The sequence below is a fragment of the Enterobacter sp. JH25 genome, from assembly GCF_021725435.1.
In the GTDB taxonomy this organism is placed as follows: domain Bacteria; phylum Pseudomonadota; class Gammaproteobacteria; order Enterobacterales; family Enterobacteriaceae; genus Enterobacter; species Enterobacter intestinihominis.
On record NZ_CP091319.1, the window covers coordinates 2,275,708 to 2,296,922 of the forward strand.

Here is a 21,215-nt window from a genome sequence, read left to right on the forward strand (position 1 = left end):
TGCGCGCCGACGGCTATTTTTTATACTTCGCAGCAGAGCGAAGCCGGTGCATTACGGCGCGCGATGTTGTGTGTTGCGTGAGGCTCCACAGAACCTGCACTAAAAAGCTATATCTGAACGTCAAAAACATGTAAACAATTTATCAATAAAATGTTCTTATTTTATCGACGGGTTTACATTCTGGAGAAAGGATCGGTATGACGACAAAGAAAACGAAAACAGCGTTAAACCACGACGATATTGCGGACGGGCGTATCGTCTCCTCCCGCCATCTCGTTTCAGAGCGGTGTGCTGAATTATCAGAGCTGGAATATGCGCTGATCATGACCAGCAATGCGTTTAACAAATGGATGGTACGCTGCATGACCGCAGCAGGGGAACCGGATATGGGCGCTTTCGACGTCTCGCTTCTGCACCACGTGAACCACCGCAACCGCAAGAAAAAGCTGGCCGACATCTGCTTTGTGCTGAACGTGGAAGATACCCACGTGGTGACGTATGCGCTGAAAAAGCTGGTAAAGGCGGGTTACGTCACCAGTGAAAAAGCGGGGAAAGAACTCTTTTTCTCGACGACGGAGGAAGGCAAAGCGCTGTGCATGAAGTACCGGGAGGTACGGGAAGCCTGCCTGATCAACATTCATGCGGAAAGCGGCATTCCGGGCGCGTCGATTGGCGAGACCGCGCAATTACTCCGCGCGATCTCCTCCCTGTATGATACCGCCGCACGCGCGGCGGCCTCGCTTTAAGGACGGCGGAAAAGCGTTATGCTCCGCCCGGCCAGTTCATAATCGACGGATTCCGTGATGATTTCCCCTGTGGGGGCATCATCCGCCGTCGAAAGCTCCAGCACCCAGCCCCCTTCGCCAAACTGCGGGATCTGGAATGGCACCGTGCCTTCAAACGGGTTAAACAGCATCAGCACGTCGTGCCAGATGCCCTCTTCCTGCTCAAGATCAGGACGGCTGATGGCAAGACCAAGAGTGGAACCCTCGTCCCACTGTTCCGACTGCTGCGGTCCGCCACCGGCGTTAAACCAGCGAATCTCAAGCCCGTCGCGCCAGTTTTCACGGCGCAGCAGCGGCTGCTCAGCGCGCAGAGCAATCAACCGACGGGTAAAGTCGCGCAGCTTCTCGTCGTTTTCAGAGAGTCCTTCCCAGTTTATCCAGGAGATCTCGCTGTCCTGGCAATAGCCGTTATTATTGCCCTTTTGCGTCCGGCCAAACTCATCACCTGCCAGCAGCATCGGCGTGCCGTGGGAGAAGAAGAGCGTGGTGAGGAAGTTGCGCTTTTGCCGCTCGCGGGTGGCGATGATATCGGGGTTCTCCGTCGGCCCTTCTTCACCGTAGTTATACGACCGGTTATCGTTATGTCCGTCGTTATTATCTTCCCCGTTATCGGCGTTATGCTTCTCGTTGTAGGATACCAGGTCGTTCAGCGTAAAGCCGTCATGCGCGGTGATAAAATTGACGCTGGCCCACGGACGACGTCCTCGCAGATCGTACAAATCACCGGACCCTAACAGACGGGCGGCAAAATCGTTAGAAACGTTATCTCCCTTCCAGTATTCACGTACCGTGTCGCGGTATTTGTCGTTCCACTCGCCCCAGCCTGGCGGAAAGCCCCCCACCTGATACCCGCCTGGGCCGATATCCCACGGTTCACCGATAAGCTTCAGCTTCGACAGCACCGGATCCTGGGTCACGGCATCAAAGAAGCCGCCGCGCGGGTCGAATCCCTCCGGCTCGCGTCCGAGAATGGTTCCGAGGTCAAAGCGGAAACCGTCAATCTGCATCGATTCCGCCCAGTAACGCAGGGAGTCCATGACCATCTGCAACACGCGCGGGTGCGAGGTGTTTACGGTGTTTCCGGTGCCGGTGTCGTTGATGTAATACCGATGCTGATCCGGCATGGTGCGGTAATAGCAGAAGTTATCAATCCCCTTAAACGACAGGGTTGGTCCCAGCTCGTTGCCCTCCGCCGTGTGGTTATAGACCACGTCGAGGATCACCTCGATGCCCGCGTCATGATAAGCACGCACCATGTCGCGGAAACCCTGGATCCCCGCCGGGCCGTAATAGCGGGACGCTGGCGCAAAGAAACCGAGCGAGTTATAGCCCCAGAAGTTTTTCAGGCCGCGATCGAGCAGGTGCTGATCGTCCGGGAACCAGTGAACCGGTAGCAGCTCGACCGAGGTAATGCCGAGGCTTTTGATGTACTCCACCGAGGCTTTATGCCCCATCCCCTCAAACGTACCGCGCAGTTCAGGCGGAATAGCCGGGTTAAGCTGGGTAAAGCCTTTAACGTGGCTTTCATAGACCACGGTATGCGGCCACGGGATATCGGGCCGGCGTGAGTCCTGCCAGTCAACGGCATTGGGGTCGATGACCTTACATTTGGGCGTAAACGGCGCGCTGTCTCGCGTGTCAAAACTGAGATCCAGCTCGTCGTGTCCCAGCTCATAGCCGAAGTGGGCATCGTTCCACTCAATTTCACCTACCAGTTCACGGGCATAGGGGTCAATAAGCAGCTTATTGGGGTTGAAGCGGTGACCGTTCTCCGGATCGTAGGGGCCGTAAACGCGGTAGCCATACAGCGCCCCCGGTTTCAGGTCCGGCACATAGCCGTGCCAGACCTCATGGGTATATTCCGGCAGTTCCAGACGGGCGATTTCTGTTTTTCCCGAAGGATCAAACAGACACAGCTCCACCCGCTCAGCGTGGGCGGAAAACAGGGCGAAGTTCACCCCTTTCCCGTCATAATTTGCGCCCAACTGCTGGCCATGACCGGCCCGAATTTCAAACGTTGTATCCTTTGGCATTTTTGTTCTCCTCAATTATTCGCAGGTAAGCAGAACCAACAAACATCCCTTTTCAGACGTTAAATCCAGCGTCTCTGGCAGAAGGCGACGCTCACCGGTAAACAGATCCCGGTAGTGCTTCCCGGCCAGCGCCTGGGGTATGGCCACGGTAGTATTGGCCCACAGCATCGAATTATCGGTGACGTCAAACACCAGGCGCGGCACGGCGACGATCAGCGCCTCGTCATCTTTAATGCGGGCATAAACGATCAGATTCTCCTCCCGCTCGCCGGTTACCTTCAGCGGCAGCCAGTCGCCGTAGCGGAAAAGCGCGGGGTAATGTGGCCGAAGCCGTAACAGCGTGGCGGTGACGTACTGCTTCACGCTGCCGTCTCGCCAGCGTTGCGCATCGTTAAAAACGGTGCCATCCGCTACGCTGAGGTTTTCCGCCAGTGCGGCAAAATCCGGTTCGCGGCGGTTATCCGGGTCGACGAGGCTGAAGTTAAGCCCCTCGCTGCCCTGGTAGATGTCCGGTACGCCAGGCGCAGTCAGTTTGATCACCGTCTGGCTCAGGCTGTTCATTAACCCAGTCCGAATAAACGGCTGGAGTGCGGCACTGAAATCACGCAGGAACAGGGTGTTATCCGGGGAAAGCAGATGGCGCACGTAGTCCAGGACCACGCTCTCGTAACCTTCGTTGCTGTCGATCCAGTCGGTACGCTGCTTGGCCTCGCGCAGGGCTTTCTCGATAAAGCCGAGGAAACGCTCTTCCAGTGACTTAAGGCCATCACGATCCTCAGGCGACAGGGTTGCTGGCCAGACGCCCGCCAGAGCCTGGAAGATCATCCAGGTGTCGGCGGCGTTCGGCGCGGTGCCGTCGTTGAGGAATCGGACCTGCGTCTGGTTCATTTGCCGCCAGCGCGCCAGATTTTCTCCCCACAGATCTGGCGCTTCCGTAAGCGTATACAGACGAGCTCGTGCATCCTCGCCGCGTTTGGTGTCGTGGGTGGAAGTTCCCAGCAGCGCATCGGGCTGGCGGGCAAGTCGAATGCGCATCTCCTGATGAAAACGGGAAAGTGAAAACGCGCGCGGCGTCGGGTCGGCGCCGACTTCGTTCAGGGCCAGCTCCAGGTTATGGCGGAAGAACAGCGTATCCTCTACCGATTTCGCCATCAGCGGCCCGGTCAGCTGCTGAAAACGGGTGCGGAAAAGCGAGGCCAGTGCGTGGTCATGCTCGGGCAGATCGCCGGAAAGAATACGCACAATCAGACTCAGAGCGGGTTCAGAGGTGTTGACGCTGGCGACCACGCGGCTGAGCAGCGCCACATCCGGTGGCGTCAGCCCCTCAGCGGTGCCGTAGGTGCGATACACCGGAAACGCGATAAGCAGCTCGCGCAGGGCATGGCGGATATCCTCATGCTCTACTTCGGCACCGTTATGCCCGGCCAGCTCGCTGGCTATTTTGAGCAGCGTGGTAAATTCACCTTCAAAATTACGATCGGTCATCAGGCCTTTGGCGTTGCGAAGTTCCGCCTGCCTGTCAACGGTCGTACCCAGTGTCTCGTCGTAGAGCGTCTCCAGCCGCGAGAGGTTGGTATCATCCACCAGCACTTCCGCCAGGGAGGCGATAAACTCATAGCCCGTAGTACCTGAGATGGGCCACTCCGGAGGAAGCTGTTCCCCTTTGGCGAGGATCTTCTCTACCGTGATGTAGCAATCCGGTCCGGTCGCCGCACGCAGTCGCTGCAAATAGCCCAGCGGATCGGCAAGCCCGTCCACATGGTCAATGCGCAGGCCGTCGACAACCCCGGCGTGGACAAGCTCAAGGATCAGGCGGTGCGTGTCTGCGAATACCGCCTCATCCTCTACCCGCACGCCGACCAGCCCGGTGATTTCAAAAAAGCGCCGCCATGAAAGCTGTTTCGGCGCTTCACGCCAGGACATCAGCCGCCAGCTTTGCGCCTCGTGGATCTCAGCGATGCTCTTGCCTTCGGCATACGTGCCGGGATTAAGCGGATAGGCGGTATCATAGTAAACCAACGCCGCGCTGTCGGTGACACTGTCACGTTTCAGGGTGATAGCCCCCCGCTCCAGCTCGGCTTCAAAGGTGTCACCAAGAAACGGCAACGTCAGCGGTCGGGACCAGTCGATATCAAAATATGCCGCATAGCGGCTCTGCCGACCATGCTCGATAACATCGCGCCACCAGCGGTTTTCCAGCGAGGTCGACATATGGTTAGGAACGATATCCAGAATCAGGCCCATTCCCGCCTGTTTCAGCGCTGCCGCCATGCGGTCAAACCCTTCCCGCCCGCCAATCGCCGGGTCGATTTCGTTGGGGTCGGTCACGTCATAGCCGTGGGTGGAATCCGTGGTTGCGGTGAAAACAGGCGACGCGTAAAGATGGCTAATTCCGAGGTCTTTCATATACGGAATCAGGTCCACCACGCGATCGAAGGTCATGCCGTTGCGAAACTGAATTCGGTAAGTAGAGGAAGGGATCATAGCGCTGCTTCTCCATCAGCAAAGCGAACAACAATACTGTTCGGCGGCAGGTTTTCGACTGCCTCCGGCCAGCTAAAGATCGTTTTTCCGGGCAGGTCCGCTAAGGCGAGGGGCTTTTTGCCGATATTCAGCGCCAGCGACAGCGTACCGGACGGAAAACGCCAGCTCACGGCAACCATGCCGAGCGCCGTTTGCAGGACGTTACCCTCCACGGCGCCCCGCTGTTTCAGTAACGGGACGATAAAGCGTTGACGCAGCGCAATCAGTTCGCGCGTAACGTGCAGCCACGCCCTGCCTTCCTCCGTGTCTGCCTTGTTCCAGTCAAGCTTCGACCGCATAAAGGTATTTACGTCATTGGGATCCGGTACGGTTTCATCGTGCCCGGCATGGCCGGTAAACTCTTTCGCGCGCCCCTCCCGCACGGCTTTCGCCAGGTCGCCGTGGAAGTCGGTGAAAAAGAGGAACGGATGCGTTTCGCCATACTCCTCACCCATAAACAGCAGCGGGATATGTGGCGACAGGAGCAGCGCCGCGAACAGCACGCGCGTTTTCTCCGCCCCAGCCAGAGAGATAAGCCTCTCCCCCTGGGCACGGTTGCCGACCTGGTCGTGATTCTGAATAAAATCGACAAAAAACTGCGGTGGTTGCTCGCGACACTCTACCCCGCGCGATTTCCCGGTCTGAAGCGAGATTTCCCCCTGGTAGACAAAGCCCTCTGCCAGCGCCCGCGCCAGCTTTTTCTCCGGCTCAAAGGCAAAATCCTGATAATAGGCGTGTGATTCCCCGGTCGCGAAGACATGCGCGGCGTTGTGAAAATCATCATTCCATTCGGCGGTGAAAAGCGGCGTCTGACCATGCTCATCGCGCGGATGCAGGAAAATCACGTTGCGACTGTCTTCGGTGGTCAGATGGATATGCCGATCCGGAAAGGCGTCGCGGATCCGTTGCGCTATCTCGGGAAGAATATGGGTCTCAGCGTTGTCATGGATCTGGTCGATGGCGTCGAAGCGCAGACCGTCAAGATGATACTCCGAGAGCCAGAATAACGGCGCCTCAGCAATGTATTGCCGGACGGCTTCAACCTCATAGGCTATACCGTTGCCCCACGGGGTCATACGATCCTGATGGAAAAACGCCGGCGAGAGCAACGGCAGGTAGTTCCCTTCCGGGCCAAAGTGATTGAGTACAATATCCAGCACCACGGAAAGCCCGAGCGCGTGGGCGGCATCGATGAAGGCATGAAAATCATCCGGTGTGCCATAAGCTGAGTGCGGGGCATACAGCAGTACGCCATCATACCCCCATCCGCGCGCGCCCCCGAACTGGGACACGGGCATCACTTCCAGTTGCGTAATACCCAGTTCGGCCAGATAAGGCAATTTATCGATGGCCGCCCTGAAGGTTCCTTCCCCGGTGAAGGTGCCGATATGCATCTCGTAGATCACCGTCTCTTCCCATGGCCGCCCTTGCCATTCCCGCTGTGCGGGCAGGTTGTGACGCGGGTCGATTACCACCGACGGGCCGTTGACGTCAGCCTGTTGCGCGCGGGAGGCCGGATCCGGCACCGCCATTCCATCCTGTAAAACAAACTGATACGGCGTACCGTGTCTGACGCCGGGCACGTCAACCTGAAACCAGCCGTCGCCCACCGCCGCCATCGGAATGTCGGTGTCGGTTAAACGCAACGTGAGATCTTTCTGCCCTTCTGCCCAGACGCGAAAACGTACAACGTCATCGGAAATAAACTCAGCACCCCAGTGCCTGCGACATGTTCTGAATTCCATTCATTGTCCTCGAATGACCACATTTTACGCGGAACGAAATACAAGCTTAGACCAGGATGAACAGAGTGTTATGCCAGCAGGGTATGCCGCTTCGTCTATTATCTATTTATAACTCCCACTTAAGGAATACTATGCATATTCGAAAAGGATTAAGCACCGACCTCGCCCGTCTTGAATGTTGTGATTTTTCTTTTACGGTCGATGAGATTGCCAGAGAACCTTTTCTCAATGGTGATTTGCATATCGAGGCGCTAACCGATCCTTATCATAAAACCTATGAACTGGATCTCCAGACGCTGGAAAATCATTGCGTTAATCCCGATTCAATATTTCTTATCGCCGAAACGGATGACGGTGAAATCGCCGGTTTTATAACCGCGTCCTGCAACTGGAATAAATTTATTTCGGTGGATTACATTGCCGTGGAGCGTTCAAAACGCCGAACGGGCGCGGCGCACAAGCTGATGTCTGCCACCCACGTCTGGGCGCGAAGCCTCAATGCGCCCGGCTTACGGCTGGAGACGCAGAACGTTAATGTTTCTGCCTGCCTTTTCTATCGTCACTATGGGTTTATTCTGGGCGGTTACGATCGTTACCTTTACAACGCCCTGCCGGAAAAAGATGAGGTCGCCCTTTTCTGGTATTACATGCTGGCTTGAGAAAATATTTTATATCCGCCACTGGAATATAGATTTGTCTGAATTTGTCAATTTTGCCCGCTTACGTTTAATTAACGACTAATCTTGGAATTCACTATTAAGGAGGCCGGTATGTCTACAGGAAATAATCACACGCTGCATTACCCTCGTCCACCGTTTGCAGAACAACCGCAAAGGGCTCCCGGGCTGGCATCGGAAATGAAGCCAATACCGGATCATGGTGAAACAAGTTATATCGGGTCAGGAAAACTGGCAGGAAAAAAAGCGCTGATTACCGGCGGTGATTCCGGCATAGGTCGCGCGGTAGCCATCGCCTATGCCCGTGAAGGTGCAGATGTCGCTATTGGCTATCTGCCGGAAGAGGAGTCCGATGCGGCATCGGTCATTGCGCTGATTCAGGCCGAAGGCCGTAAAGCGGTCGCCATTCCCGGCGACATTCGCGTGGAGTCCTTCTGCGACACGCTGGTGGAAAAAGCCGTTGCCGAACTGGGCGGCCTGGATATCCTGGTGAATAACGCCGGACGCCAGCAGTACTGTGAATCTATCGACGATCTCACCACGGCAGATTTTGACGCGACGTTTAAGACCAACGTCTATGCCCCCTTCTGGATCACCAAAGCTGCGCTGCGCCATTTGCAGGAAGGTGCCGTGATCATCAACACCACTTCCGTTCAGGCGTTTAAACCGAGCGCGATCCTGGTGGACTATGCGCAGACCAAAGCCTGTAACGTGGCCTTTACCAAGTCTCTGGCCCAGCAGCTGGGACCGCGTGGTATTCGGGTAAATGCCGTCGCGCCAGGTCCATACTGGACGCCTCTTCAGTCCAGCGGCGGTCAGCCGCAGTCCAAAGTTCAGAAGTTCGGGGAAGATACGCCCCTGGGCCGACCGGGCCAGCCGGTTGAAATCGCACCGCTGTATGTGCTGTTTGCCTCCGATTCCTGCTCATACGCTTCCGGGCAAGTGTGGTGCTCTGATGGCGGTACCGGCGTGCTGTAAAGCATCCTCTCAGACCTATCCATTTCATGGATAGGTCACATTCACTCCCCTGCTGTTCTCAAAAATCGCAGTTGAACTATGATGAACTTACTATTGAGGAGCCCATCATGTTTACTGTGAAAAAACTTGCGATATCAACCCTGTTGACCGGTTCAGTTTTATTCTTTCCAGCGATCCACGCGGTGGCCAGCGTTCCGCAGCATGTGGTGAAACAGCAGGCTGGCGGCTACAGCGTTCAGGTTGGCGACACGATTATCACCGCCTTTACGGACGGCAGCGTGCCGCAGGATCTGCACGCCTTACTGCGCCGGACGACGGCGGAAAATACCGATGCGTTACTGGCCAAAAACTTCCAGGCCAATCCGGTGGAAGCATCGATTAACGCGTTTTATATCGCCTTGCCCGGTCACAAAATCCTGGTGGATACCGGTTCCGGTCAGCTCTTTGGCCCCGGCAAAGGCGGGCGGCTAATTGAAAGCCTGGCGACCCAGGGCATCAAACCCGAAGATATTACCGATGTTCTAATCACCCATGCGCACTCAGATCACGCTGGTGGCCTGGTCAAAGACGGTCAGCGCGTGTTTACCCGCGCGCAGGTCTATGTCGGCAAACCGGATATCGATTTCTTCTTTAACGACGAGAACCAGAAAAAGTCTGGCTATGACCAGAACTACTTCGATGTCGCGCACAAGACATTAAAGCCTTATCTGGATGCCGGAAAAGTGAAGACTTTCTCAGGCACCGAACAGCTTCTGCCGGGCATCAGCGGTACGGTTCACCCGGGCCATACCCCAGGTTCCGCGTTTTACACGCTGGAGAGCAAAGGTGAAAAAATTACCTTTGTCGGCGACATCATCCACGTCGCCGCGGTTCAGTTCCCGCAGCCCAACGTGACGATTGCTTACGATGAGGATCAGGACGGCGCCGCCCGGGTGCGCAACGCAGCTTTCGCTGAGTTTGTGAAAAACAAAGATCTGATTGCGGCGCCACATCTGCCTTTCCCCGGGATCGGCTATGTGACGAAAGGTGAGCGGGAAGGCTACGCGTGGGTCCCGGTGACCTATACCAACCGTGACGCAAAATAAGATGTCCCCCTCCGATATGGATATGGACCTGATCCTGACGCTGGATGCGTTACTCAGGGACCAGAATATCACCCATGCGGCCGCGCGGCTGGGCATCAGCCAGCCAGCAATGTCTGCCCGCCTGGCACGCCTGCGCGTGTTGTTTGGTGAGCCGCTGTTTGTCCCTTCCCCACACGGACGTGGGGTGTTACCGACGCCGCGCGCCGAAGTGTTAAGGCCGCAGGTCGCGACGGTTTTGCAGGGCATAGCGGCGATGCTTGAACCCACCACGTTCAACGCGCAGAACAGCAACCGCACCTTTGTTATTGCCCTGCACGAAAACCCGGCGCTAATGCTGGGGGCAGAGTTGCAGAATCAGATTAGCAGTGCGGCACCAGGTATCCGCCTGCGTTTTGCGCTCCCGGAAACCCAGCTGCTGTCAGCGCAGATGGAAAATGGCGATGTGGATATTTATATCGGCGTTAACGCGGGGGCGCACGATGCATGGGTCAGACGCAAGCTGTTTGACGATGAATATGCCACAGCCCAGCGGAAAGGCCATCCGCGCGGTACGGGGCCGGTGGATCTGGAAAGCTATTGTAGTCTTTCACACCTGGTGGTTTCATCCGAGGGCGACCCGTTCGCGGGCTTTGTCGATCAGCATCTGGCGGGGCTTGGCCACCAGCGTAACGTGGTGATGTCGACGCAAAGCTATGCGATGGCGCCTGCAATTGTTGCCGGTACCGATTTACTCTGCACCCTACCCAGGCGCATGTTGCTACGCTTTACGCAAACGCTTGATATTTTTCCGCCGCCGCTGGATCTCCCGCCGATCGTCATCGGTATGTACTGGCATCCGAAAAACAGTCAGGATCCGGCTAATCGCTGGCTGCGAGAACAGCTTCTTCAGGCCGCCGGACGTCAGGTATGATCGAGGATACTCAGCAATTTTTTCAGGACCTCAGAGCGAATAATCCGGTGGCAAACCAGCGTCAGCTCGCTCTCCCGGAGTCGGTCAAGAATATCCACAAAGACGACGTTTTGTACGCATATCGCCTTCGCTGAAGCTGGCAGCATGGCGATGCCAAACCCTGCCGAGACGAGGCTTATCACCGTGGGGACATCGGTGGCATTTTGCACAACGTCAGGCTGTATGCCAGCGCTGTGGCAGGCATCATAGAAATATTGCTCCAGCCCCATCCCCTCCGGGTCGCGCAGGGCAATCCACTTCTCCTCTTTCACCGACGCAAGCGTCAGCGCGGCGGAGCCCGCCAGACTGTGTTGACGAGGTAAGGCCAGCACGGCTTTTTCCGTTGTGAAAGGACGACTTTGAAGATCGTCAGGCAGCAGCGGTAACGGGGCACGAATAATGGCCACATCCAGCTGGTTGCTTTGCACGCCGGTATAAAGGGTTTGCACGTTTCCCGTCATCATGGAAAGGCTGATGGCTGGCCATTTCTCATGTAAAAGCCGCAGCGCGTCGGGCAGCTTACTGTCGAATATCGCGCTTGAAACGCATCCGAGATTCAGCACGCCCTGTTCCCCTCTGGCCGTCTGTCTGGCATCCAGAATCGCCTGATCGGTCATAAAAATCGCCACTCTGGCTTTACTGAGAAACGCCTCACCGGCTGGCGTGAGTGTCAGGCGACGATTCGCCCGGCTGAAAAGCGTGACCCCCAGGCGCTCTTCGAGGGTTTTGATCTGCTGACTCAGCGCGGGCTGCGCCATGTTAAGGCGCTCCGCCGCACGATGCATGTGAAGCTCTTCCGCCACCACGATAAAATTGCGCATCAGTCGAAACTGCATACTGTGCCTTCATTATTGATAATAAAATTCATATTAAAATAGCACAAATGATGCAATTGATAGCCTTCTTCGTCCGGTTAAGAATGGATGCAATCATCCGAGGGGGAAAATATGGAAAACCACATCAACGATCTCAGAAGTGCTATCGAACTGCTCAAACGCCATGAAGGTCAATACCTTGAAACCAACCATCCGGTCGATCCTGACGCGGAGCTGGCGGGTGTGTACCGGCATATTGGTGCTGGCGGCACGGTAAAACGTCCGACGCGCATCGGCCCGGCCATGATGTTTAACGCTATTAAGGGGTATCCCGACTCCCGTATTTCGGTCGGTATGCACGCCAGCCGCGAGCGGGCGGCGCTCCTGTTGGGCTGCGAGCCCTCTGAACTGGCAAAACATGTCGGCCAGGCGGTGAAAAACCCGATTGCTCCCGTTGTCGTCCCGGCGGCCCAGGCGCCGTGTCAGGAGCAGGTGTTTTATGCCGACGATCCGGACTTCGATCTGCGTAAATTGCTTCCGGCACCGACCAACACGCCGATAGATGCCGGTCCGTTCTTCTGTCTGGGGCTGGTGCTGGCAAGCGATCCGGAAGACGCCTCGCTGACCGATGTCACTATTCACCGTCTTTGCGTTCAGGAGCGCGATGAGCTCTCCATGTTCCTTGCCGCGGGCCGCCATATTGAAGTGTTCCGTAAGAAAGCCGAAGAGGCGGGCAAACCCTTGCCGGTCACGATCAATATGGGTCTCGATCCCGCTATCTATATTGGCGCCTGTTTCGAAGCCCCTACCACGCCCTTCGGCTACAACGAGCTGGGTGTCGCCGGCGCGTTACGTCAGGCCCCCGTCGAGCTGGTGCAGGGTGTGGCCGTACAGGAAAAAGCGATTGCGCGTGCGGAAATAATCATCGAAGGCGAACTGCTGCCGGGCGTGCGCGTAGAAGAAGATCAGCATACCCACACCGGGCACGCGATGCCGGAATTTCCTGGCTACTGTGGGGAGGCTAACCCCTCCTTACCGGTAATCAAAGTGAAGGCCGTCACGATGCGTCATCAGGCGATCCTGCAAACCCTGGTAGGGCCGGGCGAAGAGCACACCACGCTGGCCGGTTTGCCAACGGAGGCCAGCATCCGGAATGCGGTGGAAGAAGCCATCCCCGGTTTCCTGCAAAACGTCTATGCGCATACCGCTGGCGGGGGCAAATTCCTTGGGGTATTGCAGGTTAAAAAACGGCAGCCTTCTGACGAAGGGCGTCAGGGTCAGGCGGCCCTCATCGCGTTAGCCACCTATTCCGAGCTTAAAAATATTATTCTCGTCGACGAAGACGTGGATATTTTCGACAGCGACGACATTTTGTGGGCGATGACGACCCGTATGCAGGGCGATGTCAGCATCACCCATCTGCCGGGGATCCGCGGTCACCAGCTCGATCCGTCTCAGGCGCCGGACTACAGTCCCTCAATTCGTGGCAACGGGATCACCTGCAAAACGATTTTCGACTGTACGGTGCCCTGGGCGCTGAAGTCCCGCTTTGAGCGTGCACCCTTTATGGAGGTAGACCCGACGCCGTGGGCACCTGAACTGTTTAAAAAATAGTATTAACCGGAAATCCTCTTCACCCTTTACGGGTGAAGAACCTCACGCTGAAATTGCCGCGTCCCCTGCTTTCTTGTAACCTTTGAGCGTTTATCACATCCCCATAAAAAATGAGACTACCGGACGCCTATGACAGCACCTATTTCCAACGATCCTTTGCATGGCGTAACGCTTGAAATGCAGGTTAACGCGCTGGTTGCGCGATATGGCTGGAATGAACTTGGCAACCGAATCAAAATCAACTGTTTTCGCAAGGACCCGAGTGTTAAATCGAGTCTGAAGTTCCTGCGCCGCACCCCATGGGCGCGGGCGGAAGTTGAAGCCCTCTACCTCGACTCCCTTCACGATGACGGTAACGAGGAACAGGACGAACCGGCGTTTAATCCCTGGACGGATGGCCGGACACCCAGGAGCTAACACGCAAATGATGCGACACGTAAAACGGACTGGCGCGCTGCTTGGCTGCGCGCTTTTACTGGTAAGTTGCACTTCCAAACCACCCAAATCACTCGTTACCCCGCTGCCGCAGGCGAAACCTGTACAGCAGACTAACGAACCCATGCGCGGGATCTGGCTGGCGACCGTCTCCCGTCTTGACTGGCCCCCCGTGTCATCAGTGAATGGCCGCAGCGCGGACCAGCGTATCGCCCAGCAACAGAAGGCGCTGACGGACAAGCTCGATAAGCTGAAAAAGCTTGGGATCAACACCGTCTTCTTTCAGGTAAAACCGGACAGTACGGCGCTGTGGGCCTCTGAAATACTGCCGTGGTCAGATACCCTGACCGGGACTATTGGGGAAGACCCCGGTTACGATCCGCTCCAGTTTATGCTGGATGAAGCGCACAAGCGCGGGATGAAGGTTCACGCCTGGTTCAACCCTTACCGCGTCTCCACCAACACGAAGCCGTCGACCATCGCCGCGCTTAACCGTACCTCGTCGCTTCATCCCTCCAGCGTCTACGTCCAGCATCCAGAGTGGATCCGCACCTCGGGGGATCGTTTTGTTCTCGACCCGGGCATTCCCGAGGTGCGGGACTGGATAACCCAGGTGGTGATGGAAGTGGTGAATCGCTACCCTGTCGACGGCGTTCAGTTCGATGACTATTTTTACACCGAGACGCCGGGCTCAACCCTGAACGATGCCTGGACCTTCAGGCGCTACGGCGAGGGATTTGCGTCGAAAGCTGACTGGCGTCGGCACAATACGCAGCAGCTGATTGTGCAGGTATCAAGGGCGATCAAGCAGGCAAAGCCTGAGGTTGAATTTGGCGTCAGCCCGGCGGGTGTATGGCGCAACCGCTCATTCGACCCGGCAGGATCGGACACGCGCGGTGCCGCAGCCTACGATGAATCCTACGCTGACACGCGTAAGTGGGTACAGCAGGGTTTACTGGATTACATTGCGCCGCAGATCTACTGGCCCTTCGCCCGCGACGCGGCACGATACGATGTGCTGACAAAATGGTGGGCTGACGTGGTGAAACCGACCCATACCCGCCTGTATATCGGGATCGCGTTCTACAAAGTGGGCGCACCTTCCAGAAACGAACCGGACTGGACGGTGAACGGCGGCGTACCGGAGCTGAAAAAACAGCTCGACCTCAACGATTCACTGCCAGACGTAAAAGGCACCATCCTGTTCCGTGAAGACTATCTTAACCAGCCGCAGACGCAGGAAGCCGTAAATTACCTCCGGGGGCGCTGGGGTAGTTGACTGACAAAAGGCAGAAACGTCCTGTTTCTGCCTTTTTTTTACGGCTTCGGCCCGAACATCGCCTCAAGCTGTTTTGCGTCTGGCATGCCCACGACCTGCTGCAGTTCGTTTTGCTCATTCAGGTAATAAATAGCCGGTGTGGCATTTGCGCCGAGACTGTCCATAAGCGTCTGGTGATTTTGCAGGATCTCAACGGTTTCCCGTGAAGCCGCCCCTTCAGGTTTAGGCAGCTTTTTACCGCCGGACAGCTCGTACTCTTTCCAGGCCGACACCGGATCTTTGGCATTCAGGATCGCAGAGGCGTTACGCCCGCTGTTCGGGTTAAGAAACGCAACCAGCAGCGTGTTGAGCTGGACCTTGCCGGCCTTCACCCACGGCTGCGCTTCAGCCCAGAACTGCTTGCAGTACGGGCAGAACGGGTCGGCAAAAACAAAGACTTTGCGCGGGGCGCTCTCCGCGCCCTCTTTCAGCGGATGCGCCGCATTGAGCTTTTTCCACATCTCGCGGCCCATCGGGGCGTAGATCTCTTTCTGGAAAAAGGCCTCGCTGAGGTTGGTTCCCTTCTCATCATACAGATAGCCAGACACCACATGCTTTCCGTCAGGGGTCAGAAAGAGCGTCACGCCCATGTCCTGATACTGCCCCAGCCACGCTGGCGCGCCGCCGGGGGCATCAATTTTCTTAATGATTTTGATATCCTGCTGCTCACTGAAGTGCTTTACCACATCCGGAAGCGACTCCTCTGCCCTGACCAGCCCTGAAAACAGCAGAGCAGAGAGTAACAGCATCTTTTTCTTTGCTAACAGTTGAAGCATAACGACCCCTCTAAGATATTGTTTTTCAGAGTGGTCGAACTTTATTGCCCTGTCAACGCTTCATAAATATCCTTGAGGCGACTACGCAAAAATCGCACGGCTTTGTGTTTGCGGGATAATAACGCCTGCACGCTGTCGCCCGTTTCCTCCGCCAGCGCCTTCATGGTGTATCCCTCAAATTCCGTTTTTTCAAACACCTCGCGCTGTGGTGGCGGCAGTTCCGACAGGGCTTGCCCCAACTCTTCCCACAGCAGCATGTTGAGATACTCCTCCTCCGGCGTTTGCGGTACGCCGAATAACGTTTCTGCAATCTCCTGCTCCGGAAAGTCCTCGTCATCTGCCGTCAGGTACCCCGGCAGTGAAACCTCATGCTTTTTTCGCGCCCGGTCGATCATCTCATTTCGCGCGGCGCGAAACAGCCAGGCGGCGACGTTCTCCACCGGTTGTTCCACTTTCATCAACTGCCAGGTCACTTCCTGAAGAATATCATCGACATCATCACGAACCGCAGTCCGTCCGCGAATGAAGGCTTTTAGCCGTGCGCGGCAGGCATTGAGTGCCGAGATCAGTAATGATTCCCCCGCCTCACCGGCTTTCATATCGCTCACTCGACTTCCGGCGCTTTCGCAGCGTTATCATCTCGCTTCTCATCCCGGTCATCGTGCCACCGGCAATGACCATGACGCCCAAATCCTGCCCGACGCTGCTGAATGAAGGCCTCACGTTGTTCGGGGGTCATATTCATCCATTGTGCGTGCATACGACGGTGTGCACCGAACCTGCCTGGACGAAAACCCAGCCCACCGAAAAGAATGCGGCTCAGCAGCAGGATCCCCAGCGCCTGCCAGAAGCCAATAGCTTTAACCCCCAGGATGGCCGGGAGTAACGCGTTCCACAGGGACATGACCAGCAGGCCAAGCACCACGAACAGGACTGCGCCTATCACGATGCCCTTGTACATACGATGGCGGCCCAAACCACGCCCGTGACCTTTTCCGTGCATATCAAAATTTCTCATGTGTACCTCGTTTATGTTGAATGATTATGGTCTCTGATGAGGTAGACGGATGAGGAACAGAAATATTGCCGGGGAAAGATAAAATTTATGTGATAGCGGCTTTGTACGGATAACAGTAATGGCTGAAGGAGATTGTGCAGCGGCTGCATCGTTTTAACAGGAAGAAAAAGGCCGCGAAAGCGGCCATTTTAACGATTATTGAAGTAATTTAATTAATTCTTCTATCGGAATCTTTTTCCTGTGGACTTCGTCGTGACAGACATTACATAGAGTTATCAGGTTAGTAAGTGTGTTCTCACCACCATGGGCATGGTGTTCTATATGATGCAACTCAAGGAACGTCCTGGGGTCATTAGCCGTTTTTTTGCTATGCGACCAATGGCAGTTCCTACATGAATGGTTATCTCTCTCTAGAACACTTGCACGAACGGGATCAGGAATTTTACGATCATGAACTTCCGCCTGCCGGTCCTCTTCGAGTAGATAAGCTCCAACCTCTAACTCTGGACGACCAGAGTTTTTAGTAGCAATAGGCCAACCATCTTCTGTTCTTAATTCACGGGTTCTGCGAGCCCATTCTTTACTATCATTTGCAAGGTAACGCAGCTCTTCACCGGTAACAGGACGGCCTACATTTTTTCGAAGATAGGAAAGAATTTTATCTTTCGTTGAGATTTTGCTGCGGCGAAGAACGTTTGCTTCATTCCAACGAAGCGCAGCCTCTCTATCCTGATCCGTTGCCATCAAAGCATAAACGTCGGTTTTGAGGCACTTTGTAGATGTGATCTGGAGTTCTTCTATGGTGATTTCCTCCTGTTCGATCATCTCTTTAACTGTCGTTCCACTTAAAACTGACCAGCCAAACTGAACTCGCAACTCACGGATTCTGCGAGCATATTCACTTATACCTGCGACAACCATTAATTCATCACCGTGAATGATGGTTTTAGGGTATTTCAGCAAATATGCCAAGATGCGATCTCGTGCAGAATTGCAATTTTCCTCATTCAATAGAGAACTGCCTAAATCGCGTAACAAGTGGTTTGCTGGAACGAGTGTAAGCACCTGTTCTCTTAGGGAGTTCTCTAGCAACTTATGCTCAAAATTAGCAATTAGTGCTAAAAGTTGCTTACGCAGCGTTTCCGGTTCGCTCTTCTTCGATCTTCTCGCCATCTTTGATTCTGCATTCCATTAGATTGATAACATATGATGCAATTTTTTGAGCAAAAACAGGTGGAACAGCATTACCAATCTGGCGAGCAATTTCTGTTTTCGTGCCCTCAAATACAAAACTATCCGGAAAACTCATTAAACGCGCAGCTTCACGGTGCGTGATTGGACGGTGTTCTTCTGGGTGGAGATAGCGTCCTTTTTCCGGCTTAAAAAATTCTGTTCGAATAGTTACAGAAGGACGATCCCACCACAGACGGCCAAATAGGTCTGTACCGCCAGATGTTTTCTTTATCCAGCATGCGGGGGTAATATCAGGCCTGTTTTTTTGTAAGTCAAATCTGTTACCTCCTACCGGAACGGCACGGTAGCGCTCTTGCGATAGCGCGGTCGGATTTCTACCAAAATGAAGATCTAATGGAGGTTTCACATCCCGAATTTCTGTGCCTACTGGCTTAGGAAGATCACTGATGAAATCTTTTACCGTTAACCAGGCAGGGAGAACACCCGGTTTTTCCGGATTTTGATGAGACGGTGAAGGTGGGAACGTAGGAATTGTGCCGAGATTAAATCGTTGTTTCTTGATCCCAATGGCAATAGCACGCTTACGGGTCTGGGGAACGCCATAATCAGCAGTATTAAGCACGCAAGGATTCAGCAAAACAAACCCTATGCTCTCTGCTCGAGCCCAGATATCAGCGAACTCATCGCTCGATAGTAACCCTGGTACGTTTTCCATGACAAATACTGAAGCTGATGACCTTTCAATGATATCCATATAAGGCTCCCATAGTGCACGACGATGGTCGCCTTCGCGGTTTTTATTTAACAAGCTGAACCCCTGGCATGGAGGCCCACCGATGACGATGTCGGCCATTGGGATCGGGTTGTCAGCGATCCACTCGTCTATGTTCGCAACAATCCCATGATTACCAAAGTTTGCGTTATAAGTCTTTATCGCAGCTTTGTCATTATCAATTGCTAGAATGCTTTCGAAATGAGTGCCATTTGCATCTTTCATGAAGCCGCAGGACAGCCCACCAGCACCACAAAACAAATCGATGACCTTTAATTTATTGATTATACTCATTAAAACACATTCCCAATTTTGCCATGGTTTACTTTCTTCGAGTGTATCATAAGATATGGCTGTTTTTATGTACAGTATACGATTACATCCTCACATTCGCCCAGCATGGCACTAATGAGAACACGAGACGGCTAGTCCAGAGCCTAAGGTTATTTCTCAACTTTTGGGCGAGCCCATTCACAACTGGAAGATGTACCCTCATTAATCATGCATTTATGATATGTTCATATTATTCTCGCTTATTTCAATGAATTTAATGAAAAGTGATAAAGCCCGATTTATCGTACATCACCCTTTCGCCCGCACTTTATGATTGACGTAGGCAACATCATCAAAATGCAGAAGATCTTAGATCATACGAAAATTGCACAAGCGATGGTCTTTGCACACTTCGCTCCTCAATACATGCAGGATGCGATTTCTCTTAACCCGTTGAAGGGTGCTAATGCTGGTAAGAGTGTCCACAGTGCGCCCACACAAGTCGCTTAATATGGCTTTTACTGCCAGTAATAATACATGAAGCCTTGTCTGGCGCGGGTTTCCAGTTACGCCAGACATTAAAAAGGCTCCCTAGGGAGCCTCTATGAACATCACGCCGTAGCAGGTAAACTAAAGCTCGAAATACTCTGCGACAGCTGCTGCGCCTGCTCCTCCAGCGAGGCCGCGGCTGCGGCGGATTGCTGCACCAGCGCCGCGTTCTGCTGGGTCACACCGTCCATCTCCGTTACGGCCTGCCCAACCTGACCAATTCCACGGCTCTGCTCTTCTGAGGCAACCGAAATCTGTTCCATCAGCGTATGCACTTTATTCACAGAGCTGATAATAGAATCAATCACCTCTCCCGAACGATTCACCAGTTCCGCACCGTTTTTCACGCTGGAAACAGACTGGGCGATGAGGCTTTCGATATCCTTCGCCGCCACCGCGCTTTTCTGGGCCAGGGTGCGCACTTCACTTGCCACCACGGCAAATCCTCGCCCCTGCGTACCGGCACGCGCTGCTTCAACGGCCGCGTTCAGCGCCAGAATATTAGTCTGGAAAGCAATACTGTTGATGACACTGGTGATGTCCTCAATACGCTTCGAGTTGGACGCGATAGTATTCATCGTTTCGATAACTTCACGGGTTACCGCTTCACCGGTATGGGCATTTTTCACGGCATCCTGCACCAGCTTACCGGCCTGGAACACGTTATCGGTATTATTCGCCACCGTCGCGCTCAGCTCTTCCATGCTGGCGGCCGTCTGGGTCAGGGCAGAAGCCTGTTGCTCGGTACGGGAGGCCAGGTCGATATTGCCGGAGGCAATTTCCTGCGCCGCATGCGTTACGGTGTGGCTGGCATCGCGCACCTGAGAAATGGTGGAGAGCAGCGCCTGGCGCATCTGCTCCATCGAGGACATCAGGTGATCGATTTCATTCCCGGAATCACGCTTGATGGGTACCGGTACGTCCAGCTTCCCGGCCGCAATCTGTCGACAGTGCTCGCGCGCCAGGTTCACTGGCGCAAAGACCACGCGTTTCATCAGCAGGCTGACGACGAGGATCACCACCACGAACAGCACCGCAATGCAGGCGATAATAACCAGACCCGACACAAAATTATGGCTCGCATCCTCGTTCAGCGTTTTGGCGTACTTCTGGTGAACGGAGAGAACCTGATCGAGCACAATTTCATATTGGCGATCGAGTTGAGACACCACGGGAATAAGAGCGTTGAACCGCGACACATCGTGAGCGGCGGCAGCGACAATCAGCGGTGCCAGTCCCTGGTTACGGTAGTTTTGCCACGCTTGCTGGTAGGCAGTGACCAGCGGGGCTTCGTCCTGTAAACGCGGCGAGGCCATAAACGCCGAAAATGCACTATCGGCTTTGGTCAGCGCCTCTTTAACCGAGGCCAGTTTCGCAGACGAGTCGGTGGCGTCCCCCGCTTCCACCATTTTTACATACTCCATAACCCTGACGCGCAGGGTTCGGCTATGGTTAATGGGATCAATAATGGACAGGACCACCTGAATTTCTTTGTTCACATTATCCAGCGAAGTATTACTTTTAATGATGAGCCCAACGCTGGTGATGGTGCTGGCCACAAAGAAGAAAAGCAGGGAAAACAGGATAATCAGGGATGATTTTTTCAACGACATAACACACCTCAGGGATATAATTTCCCTTTGGTTATCGGCTGAATCCGATCTTTAATTAATTAA

Annotated in this window: 18 protein-coding genes; 8 read left to right on the forward strand and 10 right to left on the reverse strand. The window is 54.6% G+C overall.

Translation table 11 applies throughout. The annotated features are described in order from the left end of the window. Nucleotides 1-197: 197 nt before the first annotated feature. Nucleotides 198-746: a winged helix DNA-binding protein gene (locus tag L2Y28_RS11005; protein ID WP_022648157.1), complete on the forward strand. Its 549-nt coding sequence runs from the start codon at nucleotides 198-200 to the stop codon at nucleotides 744-746. On the opposite strand, the gene glgX is transcribed toward L2Y28_RS11005, so the two are convergent. Genes glgX through treZ form a run of 3 tightly spaced genes read right to left on the reverse strand, consistent with a single transcriptional unit; the run spans nucleotide 743 to nucleotide 7,086 of the window. Then, entirely contained in the window at nucleotides 743-2,818 is a 2,076-nt protein-coding gene (gene glgX / locus L2Y28_RS11010) for a glycogen debranching protein GlgX (RefSeq protein ID WP_022648158.1), read from the reverse strand. The two genes, L2Y28_RS11005 and glgX, sit on opposite strands and share 4 nt — an antisense overlap. Nucleotides 2,819-2,833: 15 nt before the next feature. After that, nucleotides 2,834-5,302 (reverse strand): malto-oligosyltrehalose synthase, encoded by a 2,469-nt coding sequence (gene treY / locus L2Y28_RS11015; RefSeq protein ID WP_022648159.1) that lies wholly within the window; start codon nucleotides 5,300-5,302, stop codon nucleotides 2,834-2,836. Then, nucleotides 5,299-7,086, reverse strand: a complete 1,788-nt coding sequence (gene treZ / locus L2Y28_RS11020) for a malto-oligosyltrehalose trehalohydrolase (RefSeq protein WP_022648160.1) — start codon at nucleotides 7,084-7,086, stop codon at nucleotides 5,299-5,301. Before treZ ends, treY begins: the two co-directional genes overlap by 4 nt. A 131-nt stretch (nucleotides 7,087-7,217) precedes the next feature. Between treZ and L2Y28_RS11025 the strand changes: the two genes are divergently transcribed. The 4 genes from L2Y28_RS11025 (at nucleotide 7,218) to L2Y28_RS11040 (ending at nucleotide 10,736) form a co-directional block, all read left to right on the forward strand. Then, nucleotides 7,218-7,745, forward strand: a complete 528-nt coding sequence (locus L2Y28_RS11025; protein ID WP_022648161.1) for a GNAT family N-acetyltransferase — start codon at nucleotides 7,218-7,220, stop codon at nucleotides 7,743-7,745. Nucleotides 7,746-7,856: 111 nt separating this feature from the next. After that, on the forward strand, nucleotides 7,857-8,741 hold the full coding sequence (locus tag L2Y28_RS11030; RefSeq protein WP_022648162.1) for an SDR family oxidoreductase: 885 nt from the start codon (nucleotides 7,857-7,859) through the stop codon (nucleotides 8,739-8,741). Between the two features lie 107 nt (nucleotides 8,742-8,848). After that, nucleotides 8,849-9,826 (forward strand): MBL fold metallo-hydrolase, encoded by a 978-nt coding sequence (locus L2Y28_RS11035; protein WP_022648163.1) that lies wholly within the window; start codon nucleotides 8,849-8,851, stop codon nucleotides 9,824-9,826. A 1-nt stretch (nucleotide 9,827) separates the two neighbouring features. Beyond that, a complete protein-coding gene (locus L2Y28_RS11040; protein WP_022648164.1) occupies nucleotides 9,828-10,736 on the forward strand; it encodes a LysR family transcriptional regulator in 909 nt (302 codons plus the stop codon). On the opposite strand, the gene L2Y28_RS11045 is transcribed toward L2Y28_RS11040, so the two are convergent. Next, nucleotides 10,727-11,611: a LysR substrate-binding domain-containing protein gene (locus tag L2Y28_RS11045; RefSeq protein WP_022648165.1), complete on the reverse strand. Its 885-nt coding sequence runs from the start codon at nucleotides 11,609-11,611 to the stop codon at nucleotides 10,727-10,729. The genes L2Y28_RS11040 and L2Y28_RS11045 overlap by 10 nt on opposite strands. Nucleotides 11,612-11,722: 111 nt before the next feature. Between L2Y28_RS11045 and L2Y28_RS11050 the strand changes: the two genes are divergently transcribed. The 3 genes from L2Y28_RS11050 to L2Y28_RS11060 all read left to right on the forward strand — a co-directional run bounded on the left by L2Y28_RS11050 (nucleotide 11,723) and on the right by L2Y28_RS11060 (nucleotide 14,918). Beyond that, complete coding sequence (locus L2Y28_RS11050; protein ID WP_022648166.1) at nucleotides 11,723-13,204, forward strand: UbiD family decarboxylase; 1,482 nt, start codon at nucleotides 11,723-11,725, stop codon at nucleotides 13,202-13,204. Nucleotides 13,205-13,333: 129 nt separating this feature from the next. After that, a complete protein-coding gene (locus tag L2Y28_RS11055; protein ID WP_022648167.1) occupies nucleotides 13,334-13,621 on the forward strand; it encodes a VF530 family DNA-binding protein in 288 nt (95 codons plus the stop codon). 7 nt (nucleotides 13,622-13,628) lie between these two features. After that, nucleotides 13,629-14,918 carry a glycoside hydrolase family 10 protein gene (locus L2Y28_RS11060; protein WP_022648168.1) on the forward strand — a complete coding sequence of 430 codons (1,290 nt, stop codon included), beginning with the start codon at nucleotides 13,629-13,631 and terminating at the stop codon, nucleotides 14,916-14,918. Between the two features lie 38 nt (nucleotides 14,919-14,956). On the opposite strand, the gene dsbG is transcribed toward L2Y28_RS11060, so the two are convergent. The 6 genes from dsbG to L2Y28_RS11090 all read right to left on the reverse strand — a co-directional run bounded on the left by dsbG (nucleotide 14,957) and on the right by L2Y28_RS11090 (nucleotide 21,152). Then, the gene (gene dsbG, locus L2Y28_RS11065; protein ID WP_022648169.1) at nucleotides 14,957-15,733 is read right to left on the reverse strand and encodes a thiol:disulfide interchange protein DsbG; all 777 of its coding nucleotides are present in this window, start codon (nucleotides 15,731-15,733) and stop codon (nucleotides 14,957-14,959) included. Between the two features lie 41 nt (nucleotides 15,734-15,774). Then, nucleotides 15,775-16,332 carry an RNA polymerase sigma factor gene (locus tag L2Y28_RS11070; RefSeq protein WP_022648170.1) on the reverse strand — a complete coding sequence of 186 codons (558 nt, stop codon included), beginning with the start codon at nucleotides 16,330-16,332 and terminating at the stop codon, nucleotides 15,775-15,777. A 5-nt stretch (nucleotides 16,333-16,337) separates the two neighbouring features. Next, a complete protein-coding gene (locus L2Y28_RS11075) occupies nucleotides 16,338-16,751 on the reverse strand; it encodes a hypothetical protein (protein ID WP_022648171.1) in 414 nt (137 codons plus the stop codon). Nucleotides 16,752-16,946: 195 nt separating this feature from the next. Beyond that, nucleotides 16,947-17,924, reverse strand: a complete 978-nt coding sequence (locus L2Y28_RS11080; protein ID WP_023330142.1) for an HNH endonuclease — start codon at nucleotides 17,922-17,924, stop codon at nucleotides 16,947-16,949. Then, nucleotides 17,881-19,011, reverse strand: coding sequence for a DNA cytosine methyltransferase (locus L2Y28_RS11085; protein ID WP_022648173.1), 1,131 nt, complete (start codon nucleotides 19,009-19,011; stop codon nucleotides 17,881-17,883). Before L2Y28_RS11085 ends, L2Y28_RS11080 begins: the two co-directional genes overlap by 44 nt. A gap of 590 nt (nucleotides 19,012-19,601) precedes the next feature. Then, nucleotides 19,602-21,152 carry a methyl-accepting chemotaxis protein gene (locus L2Y28_RS11090; RefSeq protein ID WP_022648174.1) on the reverse strand — a complete coding sequence of 517 codons (1,551 nt, stop codon included), beginning with the start codon at nucleotides 21,150-21,152 and terminating at the stop codon, nucleotides 19,602-19,604. Nucleotides 21,153-21,215 lie beyond the last annotated feature (63 nt).

What these genes read in the sequence shown, in the direction of transcription:
- L2Y28_RS11085 (WP_022648173.1), bottom strand. Translation starts at nt 19,011, where the DNA reads ATGAGTATAATCAATAAATTAAAGGTCATCGATTTGTTTTGTGGTGCT.
- treZ (WP_022648160.1), bottom strand. Translation starts at nt 7,086, where the DNA reads ATGGAATTCAGAACATGTCGCAGGCACTGGGGTGCTGAGTTTATTTCC.
- L2Y28_RS11050 (WP_022648166.1), top strand. Translation starts at nt 11,723, where the DNA reads ATGGAAAACCACATCAACGATCTCAGAAGTGCTATCGAACTGCTCAAA.
- L2Y28_RS11035 (WP_022648163.1), top strand. Translation starts at nt 8,849, where the DNA reads ATGTTTACTGTGAAAAAACTTGCGATATCAACCCTGTTGACCGGTTCA.
- L2Y28_RS11055 (WP_022648167.1), top strand. Translation starts at nt 13,334, where the DNA reads ATGACAGCACCTATTTCCAACGATCCTTTGCATGGCGTAACGCTTGAA.
- L2Y28_RS11075 (WP_022648171.1), bottom strand. Translation starts at nt 16,751, where the DNA reads ATGAGAAATTTTGATATGCACGGAAAAGGTCACGGGCGTGGTTTGGGC.
- L2Y28_RS11080 (WP_023330142.1), bottom strand. Translation starts at nt 17,924, where the DNA reads ATGGCGAGAAGATCGAAGAAGAGCGAACCGGAAACGCTGCGTAAGCAA.
- L2Y28_RS11025 (WP_022648161.1), top strand. Translation starts at nt 7,218, where the DNA reads ATGCATATTCGAAAAGGATTAAGCACCGACCTCGCCCGTCTTGAATGT.
- L2Y28_RS11045 (WP_022648165.1), bottom strand. Translation starts at nt 11,611, where the DNA reads ATGCAGTTTCGACTGATGCGCAATTTTATCGTGGTGGCGGAAGAGCTT.
- L2Y28_RS11040 (WP_022648164.1), top strand. Translation starts at nt 9,828, where the DNA reads ATGTCCCCCTCCGATATGGATATGGACCTGATCCTGACGCTGGATGCG.
- L2Y28_RS11060 (WP_022648168.1), top strand. Translation starts at nt 13,629, where the DNA reads ATGATGCGACACGTAAAACGGACTGGCGCGCTGCTTGGCTGCGCGCTT.
- glgX (WP_022648158.1), bottom strand. Translation starts at nt 2,818, where the DNA reads ATGCCAAAGGATACAACGTTTGAAATTCGGGCCGGTCATGGCCAGCAG.
- treY (WP_022648159.1), bottom strand. Translation starts at nt 5,302, where the DNA reads ATGATCCCTTCCTCTACTTACCGAATTCAGTTTCGCAACGGCATGACC.
- dsbG (WP_022648169.1), bottom strand. Translation starts at nt 15,733, where the DNA reads ATGCTTCAACTGTTAGCAAAGAAAAAGATGCTGTTACTCTCTGCTCTG.
- L2Y28_RS11070 (WP_022648170.1), bottom strand. Translation starts at nt 16,332, where the DNA reads ATGAAAGCCGGTGAGGCGGGGGAATCATTACTGATCTCGGCACTCAAT.
- L2Y28_RS11005 (WP_022648157.1), top strand. Translation starts at nt 198, where the DNA reads ATGACGACAAAGAAAACGAAAACAGCGTTAAACCACGACGATATTGCG.
- L2Y28_RS11090 (WP_022648174.1), bottom strand. Translation starts at nt 21,152, where the DNA reads ATGTCGTTGAAAAAATCATCCCTGATTATCCTGTTTTCCCTGCTTTTC.
- L2Y28_RS11030 (WP_022648162.1), top strand. Translation starts at nt 7,857, where the DNA reads ATGTCTACAGGAAATAATCACACGCTGCATTACCCTCGTCCACCGTTT.